Origin of the sequence: Paenibacillus marchantiae (genome assembly GCF_028771845.1) — a bacterium.
Taxonomy (GTDB): domain Bacteria; phylum Bacillota; class Bacilli; order Paenibacillales; family Paenibacillaceae; genus Paenibacillus; species Paenibacillus marchantiae.
In genome coordinates this window covers 764,004-779,915 of the sequence record NZ_CP118270.1, presented here as the reverse complement: position 1 = coordinate 779,915, position 15,912 = coordinate 764,004, and the positions used below count along the sequence as shown (strand labels likewise).

At 53.2% G+C, this 15,912-nt stretch carries 11 protein-coding genes; 7 read left to right on the top strand and 4 right to left on the bottom strand.

Annotation, left to right across the window (positions count from 1 at the left end; all coding sequences use genetic code 11):
- The first annotated feature begins 24 nt into the window (after nucleotides 1-24).
- The 5 genes from PTQ21_RS03545 (at nucleotide 25) to PTQ21_RS03525 (ending at nucleotide 8,591) form a co-directional block, all read left to right on the top strand.
- Nucleotides 25-522 carry a DUF6385 domain-containing protein gene (locus PTQ21_RS03545; RefSeq protein WP_072733753.1) on the top strand — a complete coding sequence of 166 codons (498 nt, stop codon included), beginning with the start codon at nucleotides 25-27 and terminating at the stop codon, nucleotides 520-522.
- A gap of 48 nt (nucleotides 523-570) precedes the next feature.
- Entirely contained in the window at nucleotides 571-2,220 is a 1,650-nt protein-coding gene (locus PTQ21_RS03540; protein ID WP_274568832.1) for a DUF6385 domain-containing protein, read from the top strand.
- A 79-nt stretch (nucleotides 2,221-2,299) separates the two neighbouring features.
- Entirely contained in the window at nucleotides 2,300-4,672 is a 2,373-nt protein-coding gene (locus tag PTQ21_RS03535; protein ID WP_274568831.1) for a glycosyltransferase, read from the top strand.
- A complete protein-coding gene (locus tag PTQ21_RS03530) occupies nucleotides 4,629-6,533 on the top strand; it encodes a tetratricopeptide repeat-containing glycosyltransferase family 2 protein (protein WP_274568830.1) in 1,905 nt (634 codons plus the stop codon). The genes PTQ21_RS03535 and PTQ21_RS03530 overlap by 44 nt, the downstream gene beginning before the upstream one ends.
- A 45-nt stretch (nucleotides 6,534-6,578) precedes the next feature.
- On the top strand, nucleotides 6,579-8,591 hold the full coding sequence (locus PTQ21_RS03525; RefSeq protein WP_274568829.1) for a glycosyltransferase: 2,013 nt from the start codon (nucleotides 6,579-6,581) through the stop codon (nucleotides 8,589-8,591).
- An 84-nt stretch (nucleotides 8,592-8,675) separates the two neighbouring features.
- On the opposite strand, the gene PTQ21_RS03520 is transcribed toward PTQ21_RS03525, so the two are convergent.
- Genes PTQ21_RS03520 through PTQ21_RS03505 form a run of 4 tightly spaced genes read right to left on the bottom strand, consistent with a single transcriptional unit; the run spans nucleotide 8,676 to nucleotide 13,066 of the window.
- Nucleotides 8,676-9,347, bottom strand: a complete 672-nt coding sequence (locus tag PTQ21_RS03520; protein WP_072733749.1) for a class I SAM-dependent methyltransferase — start codon at nucleotides 9,345-9,347, stop codon at nucleotides 8,676-8,678.
- Nucleotides 9,344-10,777 (bottom strand): glycosyltransferase family 4 protein, encoded by a 1,434-nt coding sequence (locus tag PTQ21_RS03515; protein ID WP_274568828.1) that lies wholly within the window; start codon nucleotides 10,775-10,777, stop codon nucleotides 9,344-9,346. The genes PTQ21_RS03520 and PTQ21_RS03515 overlap by 4 nt, the downstream gene beginning before the upstream one ends.
- A gap of 1 nt (nucleotide 10,778) precedes the next feature.
- Nucleotides 10,779-11,771 (bottom strand): glycosyltransferase, encoded by a 993-nt coding sequence (locus PTQ21_RS03510; protein ID WP_274568827.1) that lies wholly within the window; start codon nucleotides 11,769-11,771, stop codon nucleotides 10,779-10,781.
- Nucleotides 11,768-13,066, bottom strand: coding sequence for a hypothetical protein (locus PTQ21_RS03505; protein ID WP_274568826.1), 1,299 nt, complete (start codon nucleotides 13,064-13,066; stop codon nucleotides 11,768-11,770). The genes PTQ21_RS03510 and PTQ21_RS03505 overlap by 4 nt, the downstream gene beginning before the upstream one ends.
- 429 nt (nucleotides 13,067-13,495) lie before the next feature.
- Here PTQ21_RS03505 and PTQ21_RS03500 point away from each other — a divergent pair, with 429 nt between their 5' ends.
- Nucleotides 13,496-14,911, top strand: coding sequence for a cytochrome ubiquinol oxidase subunit I (locus tag PTQ21_RS03500; protein ID WP_274568825.1), 1,416 nt, complete (start codon nucleotides 13,496-13,498; stop codon nucleotides 14,909-14,911).
- The gene (cydB, locus tag PTQ21_RS03495; RefSeq protein WP_072733951.1) at nucleotides 14,895-15,911 is read left to right on the top strand and encodes a cytochrome d ubiquinol oxidase subunit II; all 1,017 of its coding nucleotides are present in this window, start codon (nucleotides 14,895-14,897) and stop codon (nucleotides 15,909-15,911) included. Before PTQ21_RS03500 ends, cydB begins: the two co-directional genes overlap by 17 nt.
- Nucleotide 15,912: the final 1 nt, after the last annotated feature.

The window sequence follows — 15,912 nt, the reverse complement described above, 5'->3', positions numbered from 1 at the left end:
CACATTTTTTAAGGGGAAATCGATATGAGTCGAACAGCGAAGCGTAGCAAGAAGAGAACGAACCAAACAACTAAATATGTCAGCCGTCGCCAATCCCGTCGTTCCTGCCGCGCTAAATTGCTGAAACCTCCTTGTTCCCGGATTACTCGTCCCCGGTTCAAGCAGGGTACTTCCTCACGTACGACACTCCCTGGTGCTACTCACTGTTTTACAGAGCATACGTATGTCGGAGCCGAGACAAACGGTAGTATGAATTCTCTTCCGGCTCAAGACACCTCATCGCTCAGCATGTACACATATGGCATTGTAAATCGGGGCGAACATCCGGCTCTTGTGCAGATTCAGATCAGCCCTAATGCCAGGGACTATGCTGTGGACAGCCAGGAAGTGATTGCCGGAGGGCAGACCAAAGCGCTTGTGCCGCTGCGATTCCTGCGTTATACCCGGCTGGTTATCCAATCGGTTGAACCGGATCAGCCGACCCGGCTCGATGTTTATTTTCAGGCACAGCGTATGCCGTAAGAACGTGGAATTCTACAACCGATTTGACCAGGGAGGAGGACGAGGCATATGCCTAACTTTACAACGTTTAACACGAATCCGGATAATCTGAGAACTCTGATTTTTGGTCATGATAGTACAGGCGCAGCCCAGCCGGTTCACACCGATACAAGCGGGAACGTACTCGGAATTATTTTGGATGGTACGATCAGTAATATCTCAGGTCTGACTACCGTTACGATTAATGCCGGAACTATCACAAATATTCTTAACGGAACGATTACCAGCGTCCTCGGAGCAACGATCACGGCGGGTACAATTAACAGCGTGCTTGGCGCAACCATCACAGCCGGAACATTAACAAACCTGCTTAATGGTACAATCACCAGTGTTTTGGGAGCCACCATTACTGCCGGAACCATCACAAGTGTGCTCGGGGCAACCGTGACGGCGGGGACATTAACAAACCTGCTCAATGGTACCATCACCAGCGTGCTTGGAGCTACAATCACCGCAGGAACGCTGACGAACTTGCTGAACGGTACAATTACGAGTGTACTGGGAGCGACGATCACAGCCGGAACGATCACCAGCGTGCTTGGAGCCACAGTGACCGCGGGAACACTGACGAACTTGCTGAACGGTACAATTACGAGTGTACTGGGAGCGACGATCACAGCCGGAACGATCACCAGCGTGCTTGGAGCCACAGTGACCGCGGGAACACTGACGAACTTGCTGAACGGTACAATCACGAGTGTACTCGGGGCGACGATCACAGCCGGAACAATTACCAGTGTACTGGGAGCAACGATTACGGCGGGTACAATCAATAGCGTGCTTGGAGCCACGGTGACGGCGGGAACGCTGACGAACTTGCTGAACGGTACAATCACGAGTGTACTCGGAGCGACGATCACAGCCGGAACGATCACCAGTGTGCTTGGAGCCACGGTGACGGCGGGGACGCTGACGAACTTGCTGAATGGTACAATCACAAGTGTACTTGGAGCGACGATTACCGCCGGAACGATCACCAGTGTACTGGGAGCAACAATCACGGCAGGTACAATCACCAGCGTGCTTGGAGCGACGATTACCGCAGGGACGCTGACCAATCTGTTGAACGGTACAATCACAAGTGTACTTGGAGCAACGATTACAGCCGGAACACTGACGAACTTGTTAAATGGTACCATCACTAGTGTACTGGGAGCTACCGTGACAGCGGGAACGTTAACGAATTTGCTGAACGGTACGATTACCAGTGTACTTGGTGCCACCATTACAGCCGGAACGTTGACCAATTTGTTGAATGGTACCATTACCAGCGTATTGGGAGCCACGATTACAGCGGGTACACTCAGCAGCGTGACGTCCATCTCGCAAAAAAGCTTTCAGGAATCACAGCTTCTCAGCACGCCAACGGCAAACACGTTTACACCGCTTCCGGCGGTCACGACGAGTGTATTCGGCACTTATTCTTTCTTTGTATATAACAGGGGGCCGGGGCTTAACCGGGTCGATGCCCGCGTGGAAATCAGTGCTAACGGTACCAACTGGTACGATGATGTGGACACGGTGACCGGGATTTTGCCAGGCTCGGTCGATGTTCTGGTGCCGCAGCGTTTTCTCAAATATACACGTCTTTCCTACCGCTCCAGTCTGCTGGGAGCATCCAGCACGATTGATGTGTTCTTCAATGGACAAGGCACATAACCCGGTTTGTTGTCATATAGGTACATGGAGTCCCTTTGGTGGGCTTCATGTACTTTTTTTGCATTGGAGGTGGCTGCATATGCAGAACAGGTTACTCGGAATTCATATGATTGTGCAAAATGAAGAACATCATCTGGCCCGCTGTCTCGACAGCTTCAAGCCGATGGGCAGCGAATGCTTCATTACAGATACCGGGTCAACAGATCGTACACCGGAGATCGCCAGACATTATGGAGCAACGGTGCTTCACGCCCGTTGGGAAGATGATTTTGCACATGCCAGAAATATAAGTTTGCCTCTCGCGAGCACGGAATGGATTCTGTGTCTGGACGCGGATGAGTATGTCATACAGGGATTGGAAGAGCTTTTGGATTATCTACCGAAGGTCCATAAGAGCGTTTCGAGACTGCGGATTACGATAGAGAACCGAATTGGCGAGGGAACGGGAGAGAGTGTCATCTTCCAACCTGTGCGTCTTTTTCGCGCTCATCAAGGATATCGGTATGCGGGGCGTATCCATGAGCAATTGGTTCGTGGAGGAGCAAAGGATGATGGAAAACATGAAGAAGGCGCTCTGGAAATAAACGACTCCTTTACCCGTGAGGAAGACGGGATTGCCGAGTATGAACCCTTGGCTCCACTGTGTTTGGTTCATGATGGTTATTTGCCGTCCACGATTGCTCTAGGACATAAACCCTTGCGTAATCTAAAGCTTTTGCAGCTGGAATTAGCTGATCGTCCGGGGCAACCTTTTCACCTCTATAATGTGGGGGTAACATACTGCCAGCTAGGGAATATCGAACAGGCAGCAGAAGCCTTTACTGAATCCTTTCTTCATACACCCCTGCAAGCTCCGTATCGCTCCACCCTGGTTCGGGACTATGCCAAGGTTCTTCTGGCAATGGGGCGTTATGACGAGGCTCATGGGTTATTGGCGGTAGAAAGACAGCGTTATGCAGGGTATGCCGACCTGCATCTGATATATGGAGAGATTTTGGAGCAACAGGGTCTGGAGGAGAGGGCCTACAAGTCTTATGCAAGAGCAACAGATTGCCGGGAGGGCTTCAATGGAGCTGATCTCAAGGACAATAACAAGGCAGAGATTCGAGGCGTACATCAGCAGGCAATCGAGCAAACAGATAAACGGGGAAGCGATGAATTACGTGAGGGCAATTCCTCTGATGATGTTCACAGAGAGTCAGACCGATTGGAAAGACATTACGTAACGGATGTAGGTTGCGATAGCTACAAGGCCTATACAGCCATGGGAAGGCTTGCACAGAAAAGAGGCTTTCTGCAGGAGTCTGCTCATCTGTACAGCCTGGCTCTGGGGAGCGAGATCACGTATGCTCCTGCATGGACAGGGTTAGCCGATGTATTGCAGCAATCCGGAGAGACGGATGAAAGCATAACAGAGACATTACTCGCACGCTGGAAAGAGTATTCAAAGAAAGAGCGCTCAAAGGAAGGGGATTCAGATCCGAGCGTAATAACATACGAGGATGATCTGGCGCATGTGGTTTATGCACTTGCTTCCAGTGGAGCGTATGGGCAGGCATTGAACTTGCTACATGGAGATGCCCGAAATACGCGTATAAAAAATGAAGAGTACCTGTATTGGATGTTATGTGACAACAGGGTATCAGATGCGTTGCGGTACGTGCAGAATCAGTGGAGTGAGGAACTGAGTGAGGCTAGGAACCTCCATCCTGAGCAACGATCGGACTTGGCAGTGACCTTTTGGACAAATGAATTATCTGTACCGGAATCATTGGTGGCAGCAGCAGAACCACAGGAAAGGGAAGGCTGGAGGCTGCTGAATGACCTGCTGGATACGGGAAAACGGGTGCATGTAGAGGATGGCAGAGATGGGAAAACAGTTCATCAGACGCTTCAGGCTGAAACGGAGCTGAGTAAGAACATATTGACTCGGGCAGTGCAGATGGGGCAACTGGCGTTTGTCAGGAAGCTTTACGAGAAGATGGCTGCAATTAGCCCTGAACACGACGAAAATGATGTTCATAGCCAATGGCTGGCCGCTGTTCTTTACCGCCAGGGATACACCATGGCGGCCGCAGATCTGCTCATTCAATGTATGTCACAAGGCGATTTGGATGCGGAAAGCCTCTTTTACCTTGGGGAAGCCGTGTATGCCAAAGGGCATTATGATCAGGCATTGATTCTTTTCCAGCAGGCATTGGAGAAGGACTCAGAACAGCGGCAGGCGAGGGCTGGAGCTGCTGTCTGTTATATGCGGCTGGCGCTGGGGGTTATCAGACAGGAACGAACTCGCTCTCCCGCTGACAAAGTACTTATGGCACAACAGACTGTGCTGGATCAGCAGCTGCGCACCGTCGAAGGCATTCCGTGGCGTACGGTGTTCCATGCGAAGGAGAGGAGGAACCAGTTTGCCGACCAAGCACATTTCATTATGCATGATCGTGAAGGATGAAGAAGAACTGTTGCCTCATTGTCTTGAAAGTGTTCGTGGGGCGGTGGACGAGATCATTGTTGTGGATACCGGTTCGTCGGACCGAAGTGCTGCCATTGCCAGGGAATATGGGGCAGTGGTTGTGCCGTTTGTGTGGAGCGACGATTTTGCCGCGGCACGAAATGCTGGGCTGGAGCGGGCTTCGGGCGAATGGATTCTTTTTCTCGATGCGGACGAGGCGCTGGATGAGAATGCACGGGAGCAGATCAGAAGCTGGACGGCAGCCAGCGGATGTGACGGATTGTTTTTAAATATCCATAACTATACGGGTTCAGGTCAGCAGGGGGTGACGGTAAATCCGGTATTGCGCCTCTTCAGGAACGAGCCGGAGCATCGGTTCGAGGGTCGGATTCATGAGCAGATTGCGGTGGCAATCTGTCGGAAGAATCCACAGGCTGCTTTTCACGTGACAGACATGATCATTCACCATTACGGGTATCAGACGGCCATTGTGGAGCGCAAGGATAAGGTGAACCGGAATTTGCATTTGCTTCAACAGGCGGTGGAGGAAGAGCCGGAGCAGCCGTTCCATCACTATAACCTGGGTGTCGAGTATCTGCGGATGGGAGAAACGGAACAGGCGCTGAAGACGTTTGGCGTAGCAAAAGCGGGAATTGATCCAACCCTGACAAGTTATGCGCATCTGTTGTTCAAATATGAGATTCGCTGTTTCCAGCATTTGAGTCGCTGGCAGGAAGCATTGGATCATATCCATGATGCTCTTGAACTCTTCCCGGAATACACGGACCTGCTGCATCATCGCGGAGTATGTGAGGAGGCGTTGGGGGAGACCGAAAAGGCAGAACTATCGCTGCGTGAAGCAGTTCGTATGGGGCCGCCGCCACCCATATTTCATACGGAAGAAGGAATTGGAACCTATCAGACCTGGTATACCTTGGCTAGGCTGCTGGAGGGGCGGGCGGACCTTGAAGGCGCAGTGGATGCTTATGTGGAAGCAGTTCGTGCCAAATCGAGCCTGCTGCCGCCGTTGTACCGGATTTTTCGGATCATGCGGGTTTCGGGTCAAGAGCAACACTTGGTGGAGCTGATTAGGGAGCGATTTGCAATGACTTCAGAAGAGGCAATTCAGAAAGTATTGGGCATTCTGGAGCAGTGTCGTTGCTATGATACAGCTGTGCAGTTGTTGCCAGACATATCTTCAGACCTTTCAGCGGAGATGAGGGGGAGGTTATCCATGGCTGAGGCTTTGCTTCAGATTCAACAGGGGAAATGGAACAAGGCACGCCTTAAGCTGGACACGGTACGGCGAAAAAAAGGAGAGCTTTCTGTATCAGCTACCCATTGGATAGAGCGACTAGACTGGATTGAAGGTAGACCGATCGAGGGGAAAGATCAACTGACTTCTTGGCTGTACCGTCATTCGCAACCGGATACGGAGTCGGAGCGATATCAACAGGCAGAACGAATCAGTAATTCACAAGCCGTTGCCCAAAATGACGACTCAAACGTGGCTGCTGGAACAGCATATAATGGCTGGCAGGCACTTGGACTGATGATGGAAGGATGTGTGCAATCCGGGAAATGGGATGTGCTGCATACGCTGGTCCAGCTTGGTCAGGGGCAGTTGGCAGAAGGAGTGTATCCATTGGTGGAAGGAGCCCGGCAGGAAGCGGGAGAACCCTTTTTCGGAGCCTCCGATTCACGTGTCGGAACGAGCTGGCTGGTGAAAGGGCTTGTCAGTGCTGCCGATCATCATTTGGAGGCATATGCTCAAGGGACAGAAGGACAGCGAGATCGCTGTTGGCCTGTGGTTCAACAGATTAGGTTGGATTTACCGGGGCCGGATGGTTTTGAGTTTTGAAGATCGAATGAAAGAGAGCAGAACCCCGAATAGGAAGGAGGGAGGATGAACATGCAGACAGGAATCAGCCTGTGCATGATCGTGAAGGATGAGGCCAGGTCGCTTCAGCGATGCTTGGATGCTATTCAGGATGTTGTAGATGAGATCATTATTGTGGATACGGGATCAACGGACGAGACGATCGATATTGCTCGTCGTTATGGTGCGGTTGTCATCCGTGCGGCATGGACCGGAGATTTTAGTGCTGCCCGCAACCTGTCTCTTGCTGCTGCCACTCATCCTTGGATTCTGGTACTGGATGCGGATGAAGTCTGGATGCAGACCGAGCACAATCTGGCCGAGATGAAGCGGCTGCAGACCTCAAGTCAGGACGACGTATGGGGATACTGGATACAGGTCACGAGTTTGCTCGGAATGTCTGGAGAAGAGCGTGTGACGGATGTGGTGTGTCGTTTATTTCGGAATGATCCCCGGATTGCTTTTCAAGGCATGATTCATGAAGAGGTGGCATCTTCGATTCTCTCCTTCGCTCCGTGGGGTGTGGTCGATTCCGAGCTTGAGATTATTCATTATGGCTACCTGGAGCACGTTATTGTTGGCAAAAATAAACCCGAGCGCAATATGCGGCTGATTCGCTCCGCTCTCCATAAGTCGCCGGATCAACCGGAACTGTTATATGCCATGGCTGCCGAGTGGTTTCAGCAAGCGAGATACGATGAAGCGCTCAAGTTGTTACAACCTTTGCTGGCAAAGCTTACGCCGGAATGTGGCTATCATTCGGATCTGGTACTCAAAACGGCTTATGCCTGGCGGGAACGTAGCCGCCCAGAGAGAGCACTCGCTATCGTTGAGGAATGGAGGCCGCTATATGCTGACTTCCCTGACTTGCTGGAGCTTGGTGCTGTGTTGGAGCTCGATCAAGGACGGGATGCTGCGGCGCTCGACTGGCTCAAGCAGGCCAAAGCAGCAGCTTCCACAGCCAGTCGATATACGTCCGTTTCCGGTGCCGGAACGTATCGCAGCCTGACTCTGGAAGGCATGGCCCATGAACGGCTGGGCTGCTGGCAGGAGGCAGCTAAGGCTTATACATCTGCGCTCGCCGTACAGCCCGGCAGCTTGCCAGCATGGCAGCGGCTGTTGCTGCTGGCCGCAGCTAGCGGGCGGCCGAACGCCATCGCAAGCGCAGCCCAGCGGATCAGTCTGCCGCCTGCGGCCTGGCAGGCGCTGATCCCGGCCGCGCTGTATGCGCATCGGCCCGAATGGCTGCTGCGCCACGCGGCATCGCTGTCCGCCGCGCTGCGGGCGCAGCCCCTCGCCGCCGGGCTGGTGCTGGCCCAGCTCGGCGAGGACGCCGCTGCCCGTGCGGCTTTGCAGCCCTGGGCGACGCACGCGCAGCACGGGCCGGAGGCGGCGCTGGTGCTGTGGGCGCTCGGCCACAAGCAGCCCGGCGAGCCCTTCGCCAGTGCTGCTGCGGGCTCAGCGCGAGGCGCAGCCGCGTCGCCGCCAGCGCGGCGTAAGGCCCGCGAGCAGGCAGCCACGCCCGATGCAGCCCGCGCAGCCGATGCGCTGCTGCGGGGCGCCCCGGCCAGCTGCGCCGCGCCAGCGCCGCAGGCCGTGCACGCCGCGGCGCTGGCGCTCGCACGCGTAGGCGCCTGGGCCGCATGGCTGCGCCTTCTGCAGGCCCTGGCGCCCGGCCAGGCGCCGGCGCTGCTCGTGGCGCTTCCGCCTGCGGCCCGCTGTGGGCTGTTGCGCGCGCCCGCAAGCGTGCGTGAAGGGCTGCTTGTGCTGTTCGGCACGCCGCATGGCGCGCAGCAGCCCTTCACGCACGAAGTGCCCGCCATGGTACTGGCGGGCACGCTCGCTTTGCTCGCCGGGCGGCAGCGCACTGCGCGTGATTGGGCCGAATGGGCCCAAGTCACTGCACGGCAACCTGCCGCTTCCGGCAGCCCGGCAATGATCCCGCCGGGCCTGCACACCCTGCTGCGCCTGACATCACCCGGCGCAGCATCCACCGAAGCATACGCTAACCAGTGCAGCATGCTGCTGGTTCATCTCTAACGCTTAGGCAATCCAAGGGTTTTAAGGATGTAGAGTTAATCTTAATCTATGCCCCTGATCCGTGATCCCGTTTATCCATCCCAATTACTCTTTACGAATAACAGCACGAAAACAACGGATTGCCGGGCCGTACATGTCAGACCAGATGGCATCCTCTGGTTCTTTCACGCTCAGCTTGCCTTCGATCGTCAGTCCGGTAACAGCCATAATCGTCTCCAGCAGGTCCGGACGCATCTCGGGCACATCAAACGTGGCTATCAACCGTCCGTCCGGCTTCAGCACCCTGGCGAATTCGCGAAAGGCGCGCAGCATCGTGCCTGTATCCAGATGCTCCAACACAGAGATGCAGAATACGCTGTCAAACATCTCCGATTCATACGGAAGCTGAGCCAGATTGGCCTGCGCAAGATTTAGTCGGTCCAGGCTCGATTCCGGCAGGTCACGTGCGGCCTGTTCACCAAAATCAGAAGCGATATCCAGCCGGATCGCTTCTCTGGACAAAATACGCTCATCCCAATCACAGGCATGAACTTCCCGGCAGTGCTCTGCCAGCCAGAATTTGAACGGATGGGATATACCACAGGCAGCGTCGAGTACGACGTCTTCCTGCCGCGCAAACAAGCGTGCCCATTCGTACTCGTACGGACGGCTCCACCACGCAGGATGCAGTGGAAAAACCAATGTATCCGTTTTGGGGTCACCCTCCCGAATGTATCTTGATTCCGTGAAATCCGTTGCATTTGGCGTATCCATCATCCCCGAATTCCCTCCTTTAATCCTGCTTCTGCCAAAAAAGATTCCAATACCGTACTCCACCTGCGCCGCCAGTGGGATATGTCGTAGGACAGCGCCGTCTCTCGGGCATAGATACCCAGCCGCTCCCGCTCAGCCCGATCCTGAACGAGGCGTACCAGCGCTGCGGTCAGCGCTTCTTCACCTGGAGGTACCAGCAGTCCGTTGAAGCCATCCTGAATCAGATCATTCAGACCGCCAACATTGGAAGCAACAACCGGAAGCCCACAGCTCATCGCCTCCAGACAAGCGTAGGATGTTCCTTCCGAGAAGACGGTCGGAATCACGGCGATATCTGCCTGATGGTAGGCCTCGCGAATATCCCGAAAATCATACGTGCGCTGTATAATTCGATCCGCATGAGGGTGCGTGCGATGCCAATACCGGAAGGATCGGCCCACCGTGCTGCCTTCAACCAGCTCTCCGGCAAATTCGACCTCTAGATCAGGAAAGGCACCGAGCAGTCGGTCAGCTGCCAGCATCATCGGAATAATGCCCCGTTCCATGCTGATGCGGCGTGGATATAAAATGCGTAGTGGACGGGAAGGGCTCACATGGATTGCAGTCGTTGTTTCATCCTCCTGCTCCTTCAAATGATTACCCGTTAGCACATTTGGCTGGTGACCAGCCATGCCCTGTCTGATATTTGGCGAGTCCAGTTCTTCAGCGATTACTGTCACCTCGGATCTGTCCGCCCGCACCATGCCGTTTCCATCGTTTCTTTCCCCCACGGATGACGGAGCATTCAACCCCGAGATGGCAGCTTCACTATGATCTTCATGACTTGCAAGATCCTTCTTCCATGCTGCCAACCATTCTTCTTCCTGTTCATGCTCGAATGTACGCCTTGGCGGAGCAGGCGTGAAGTAGGAGGTATCCACTGCATTGGGAATGAGCACGACCTGACCGGGATCGGCAAACGTACAAGCAGCACGGCAAAAGGTCTGAAAATGCGAATCGACCGACACGATGCGTACAAGTCCATCCAGTGCCAGCTGAATATGCTCCGCGACTTGCTGCTTGGTTTCGAGCGGCAGCGCGGGACGATCCCAGTTAATACCGTGGCAGATGCCGAGACTGCCCGGCTTGTAGGCAATGGGCTGCCACAGGCAGCTTGCATAGATCACAGGTCCTCGTGCTGCGGCAGCCATTCGGGCAAAAGCTTCGGGCACATCATTCATATCGTAGGCATATCCGTACACATCAATCTGTTCCGTACGGGTCTGAAAAGCTTCAAAATAGGACAGTTGATGAACCTCGGGGATGTGTCCCAATCCGCGGATTACACTGCATAAATCCAGGACGTAACGCTCCAGACCGCCCCCGAACACCCGGCTGAATTCCCGGTTATATCCATCGGTGAAGCTGTGTGTCAATATGCTGACCACGCCCATTTCACTGCTCCTCCTTCCACGGAATCAGTCGGGGCTCCGGATCAAGAATGGATTCATAGTGTTCCAGGCTGCCCCACTCGCCGTGTGGATCAATTCGTTTATAACGCAAATATTTCCGAACCCGATCCTCCAGACTTCCTGCCCAGCCAAGATGCTGGACTTTCAATTCTGTGCTGATTCCAGGCAATACAGTGCAGGGCAAGGGAAGACGAGGCACATGATGATTTTGCTGCGGATAAAAGTAAGGATAACCTGGCATATAACGGACCAGGGAAGCGGTATGACGTCGGTGAAGCCCCCAAAGGTCATCTTCCCGATAGTGGGTTCGTCCGCCCCACATATCGTAGAAGCGGAAAGCGATCCAGTCCGCGTGATCCTGGTTAATCAGAGCGCGTATTGCTTTCTTCGCTTCCGTGCTGTATAGCTCATCGGCATCAACCGAGAGCAGCCAATCCGGGGAGGTACCTGCCGCTGCTTGCCATAGAGCGTTGCGTAATCGCCATTCCTCCGCAAATAATGGCTTTTCCAGCACTTCCAGACGAACGACCTTGGGATAGGCTCTGCATATATCGGGTGTTCCATCTGTGCTGGCATCGTCCACAATGACGATCTCATCTACGAATTCACTCAGATCGTCCAGCACTTCCTCCAGATATCGCCCACGCTCGTTACGTACCTGAAGCATGGCGGTCAGTTTATTGCCCTGACTTTTACGAACCCGACGAACGGAAAACGGCTCTCTGAATAGGCCTGTGTCCTGGCGTTTTACTGCATCCTGATCATCTGGGTACTCTTTGCCACATCCTTGAAGGGTTTCAATTCGGATATCCAACGGACTCAGCGCATTTTCCAGATGGTTATCGCCAGTTCCCAGTGGCTCAGCGGGCGGTAATTGCGGCGTTTCCGTTGGAGTATGAGTTGTTTCGGATCGTATATCCTTGTGCACCATCGGTCCATTCACATGTTGTCTGCGCTTCTTCGGGTCCAGCATCATGGCACCTCCCCCAGCAATTGCTGGACGGCTTGATCCAACAGCTCCATCTCGACGATTCGCGCAAGAGCATCTTCATCCTCCAGTACCGTCTCCAGAAATTGTCTCACCGCCCCGTGACGTTCTCCGCGCAGAGCCAGAGCTAGACCCGATAGCTGCCGATAATCCTGTCGGCTGGGGCTATCCTGAATATCTACTGCATGCACCAAATCTAATGCATCTTCCACACGTCCAGTCTCCTGATAGATACGAAATTTCCAATGCCGCGCCGTTTCGCCTCCGAGTTCATCCAAAATGTGCAATGCATTTCCATAGTCATCATTCAGACGCAGCAGTTCTGCCCGGACAAGCTGTTCCTCCCCGGCCTCAAGCCAGCGACAGAGTTGTTCATAATGGTGCCGTTCCTGCTCGTTACCTGCGCTGATTCCATACACCTGCAACGCATTCTCGATTTCCCCGGCCCTTGCATGAATGGCGGAGAGGAATCGATAGTGGGAGCTTACACAATCATTGCGCCCGTTTAATACCGCGTGAGAGAAGGCTTCCTTGAGTGAAGTGGCCGCTCTGGAATCCTCTAGCACATATTCATAGGCTGCCAGCAAAAAGGAAATCGTCTCATGCGCTCCTGCTTTGGAACGAAGCTGACGATAGAAGTCGGCCCGCACACTGCATTGCAGCTGGGTGACCGTATCCTGAACACCCGAGAGCGTCTGTCGCAGCGCATGCAGGAATAGCAGTTCATAGTCCCGGAGAGGGACCTCGAGGTCATCCTTTTGCATGACACCAGCAGGAGAGGTATCCTCTCCATTCAGCCAGATGGCGCGTACGCCCTGGAATACCAGCTTCATATAGCGTGTTTCTGAAGTCGTGCCCACCAGATCGGCGATACCGACCAGTCTTGAAATGCAGCTCTCCCATAAGGGAGACTCCGCTTCTTCACCAACTGGCTCGGGAAGAAGTACAATACAGAGCTCCGGATGGAGCGAGGCTGTGGCGGTCAGCCAGTAGGGATGCGCAACCACAGCAACCGTACGGGGCTCCTGCAGCAATTGTTCTGCTTCGGGAAGCGTGATGACGGTGATATTCGCAGGCATTTCCTCGGAGCGCTCCAGGCTACTGACATAGTAGACAAGCCCTTCCGCAACCATCAGAGCAGCGATGTCTGGATAGGGAAAAGCAGACCATCCTCCCTTCCGGGGGAAAAGGACATAACGAAAGGCAGGCAGGGCCGTACTTGACTCTTCTACATCTACCCCTTGATAAGGCTCCGGGTCCGGCGTCGGAGACAGCTCTTCCATTGATGAATCACCTCACTTGATTTGCATTTTTGTCCGTTCATGGATTGAAGCAGTACCACCTGATAAACATCGGATTGGCGCTGCTTTGAATGATATCAATGAATCCAATAATTCAATATGTAATGCCTTTTTTGCCCAGCGTATTTTATGCCTGACACTAACATATGGGCGTTCCGTCCTAAACATGAGCATCTTCCGTGAATAGACGAAGCTGGCAAGCTCTAAGATTAGGCTTATTTTTTTCTATTGTGTGACCATCGTCACTTTTTTTTGCTGACATGGTAGGGTTTGTGATAATTGTCACATGTATAAAATAGTCTATCTGGCACAATACGTTCATCAATACGTGTTTGGCTGACAGAAACTGAAGAAGGGGCTTCAATGCCAAATACGAAAACTGCGATATGAACAGAAAGAAGGGGTAACGGTATGGATCCGATCATGTTATCGCGTATCCAATATGCGCTCACAACGATTTTCCATTTCTTTTTTGTACCGCTGTCCATTGGTCTTGTACTGCTGGTAGCGATTATGGAGACGTTGTACGTAGTAAAGGGTAAGGAAGTTTACAAAACGATGGCCAAATTTTGGGGCAAACTGTTCCTGATTAACTTTGCCGTCGGTGTGGTCACAGGTATCTTTCAGGAATTCCAGTTCGGCATGAACTGGTCCGAGTATTCCCGGTTTGTCGGGGATGTGTTCGGTGCGCCACTGGCGATTGAAGCCTTGCTGGCGTTTTTTATGGAGTCTACCTTTATTGGGCTTTGGATTTTCGGATGGGATCGCTTGTCCAAGAAAGTGCATCTGGCCTGCATTTGGCTGGTATTCATCGGTACATTCTTGTCCGCGCTGTGGATTCTGGCAGCCAACTCATTCATGCAGCATCCGGTTGGCTTCGAGATTAACAACGGCCGCGCCGAGATGAATGATTTCTTTGCACTGATTACGAATGGTCAGCTACTAGTGGAGTTCCCACATACGATCTTTGGCGCATTAATGACAGGTGCTTTTGTGGTAACTGGGATTAGTGCTTACAAGTTGATGAAGAAGCAGGATGTGGAGATCTTCCGCAAATCGTTCAACATTGCCATCATAATTGGTCTGGTTTCCTCGCTGGGGGTTGCCTTCTCGGGTCACTTCCAGGCGCAATATCTGGTGGAGACGCAGCCTATGAAAATGGCGGCCAGTGAAGGAACATGGACGACGACGGAAGATCCGGCACCATGGACGGTGGTAGCCTTTGTTGATCCGGACAAACAGGAAAATTCCGGCGAGATCAAAATCCCCGGGTTGCTCAGTTATCTGTCCTATAGCAAGTTCTCCGGCAGTGTCAAAGGCATGAAGGAATTGCAGGCGGAGTATGAGCAGACGTATGGTCCAGGAGACTACATTCCTCCGGTACGGACGACGTTCTGGAGCTTCCGCATCATGATTGCTGCGGGCGGATTGATGATTTTGCTAGCAATCTACGGTACATTCCTGGCGATGCGCCGCAAATTAGAGGGAGCAGGCAAATGGTTTATGCGCTTGATGGTGTTTGCCATCTCTCTGCCGTTTATCGCCAATACATCGGGATGGATTATGACTGAGGTAGGAAGGCAGCCGTGGACGGTATTCGGTTATATGACGACGGAAGCCGGGGTATCCCCTTACGTAAGCGCAGGTCAGATTTTGTTTTCCACCATCGCGTTTACAGTCACTTATGCAATCCTGGGAGCGGTGATGGTCTATCTGTTCGTTCGTGAAATCAAGGCAGGGCCATATGCAGTCGAAAAGCCGGAGGAGCATGATGAATCGGCCGATCCGTTCGGCGTGGATGGGGGTTATTCTGTTGTCACTAAGTGAATTGTGGTTTTTGCTAATTGCCGTCTTGTTTGTTGGTTTTTTCTTTCTGGAAGGTTTTGATTTTGGTGTGGGCATGTCCACTGCAATGATTGGCAAAACGGATCGTGAACGTCGTACTCTAATCAACTCGATCGGTCCGTTTTGGGATGGCAATGAGGTCTGGCTGATTACGGCAGGGGGTGCAATGTTTGCAGCCTTCCCGCATTGGTACGCCACGCTGTTTAGCGGGTTTTATCTGCCACTGGTCGTGGTGCTGCTGGCTTTGATCGGCCGCGGAGTTGCCTTTGAATTCCGCAGCAAGATGAGACATGAACGCTGGCGCAAAACATGGGACATCATTATCGTAGTCTCCAGTGCGCTACTGCCATTCCTGTTCGGGGTTGTTTTCGCTACCTTGATGAAAGGACTGCCTATTGATGCGCAGATGCAGCTCCGTCCCGGCTTCCTGGACATCGTCAATCCGTATACGGTTGTAGGTGGGTTGAGCGTTACGTTGTTGTGTCTGGTGCACGGTTTGCTGTTTGCTTCATTGCGGACCGTCGGAGATCTTAGAGAACGTGCCCTGAATATGGCCAAAAAACTGATGTTGCCGCTGGCCGCGATCCTCGTGATCTACGCTGTGATGACATACTTCATGACCGATGTGTTTGCCGTACGCGGCTGGGCTCTCTGGATTATGGTTGTCCTTGGCGCTGCTTCATTGGGTTTGGCCGCTTACTTCGTGCGACAGAAACGTGAAGCCTGGGCTTTCGGCATGACTGGAGCCGTGATTGCAATCGCGTTTGCCTCCGTATTTATCGGTCTGTTCCCAAGGGTCATGGTGAGTTCAATGGGTTCGGCGTTTGACCTGACGGTCTACAATGCTTCATCCGGTGCATATTCGCTAAAAGTGATGACGATTGTGGCTTGTACGCTGCTTCCGTTTGTACTCGGTTATCAGATCTGGAGTTATTATATTTTCCGCAAACGTCTGAACGACCAGCATCACCTGGAGTACTGAT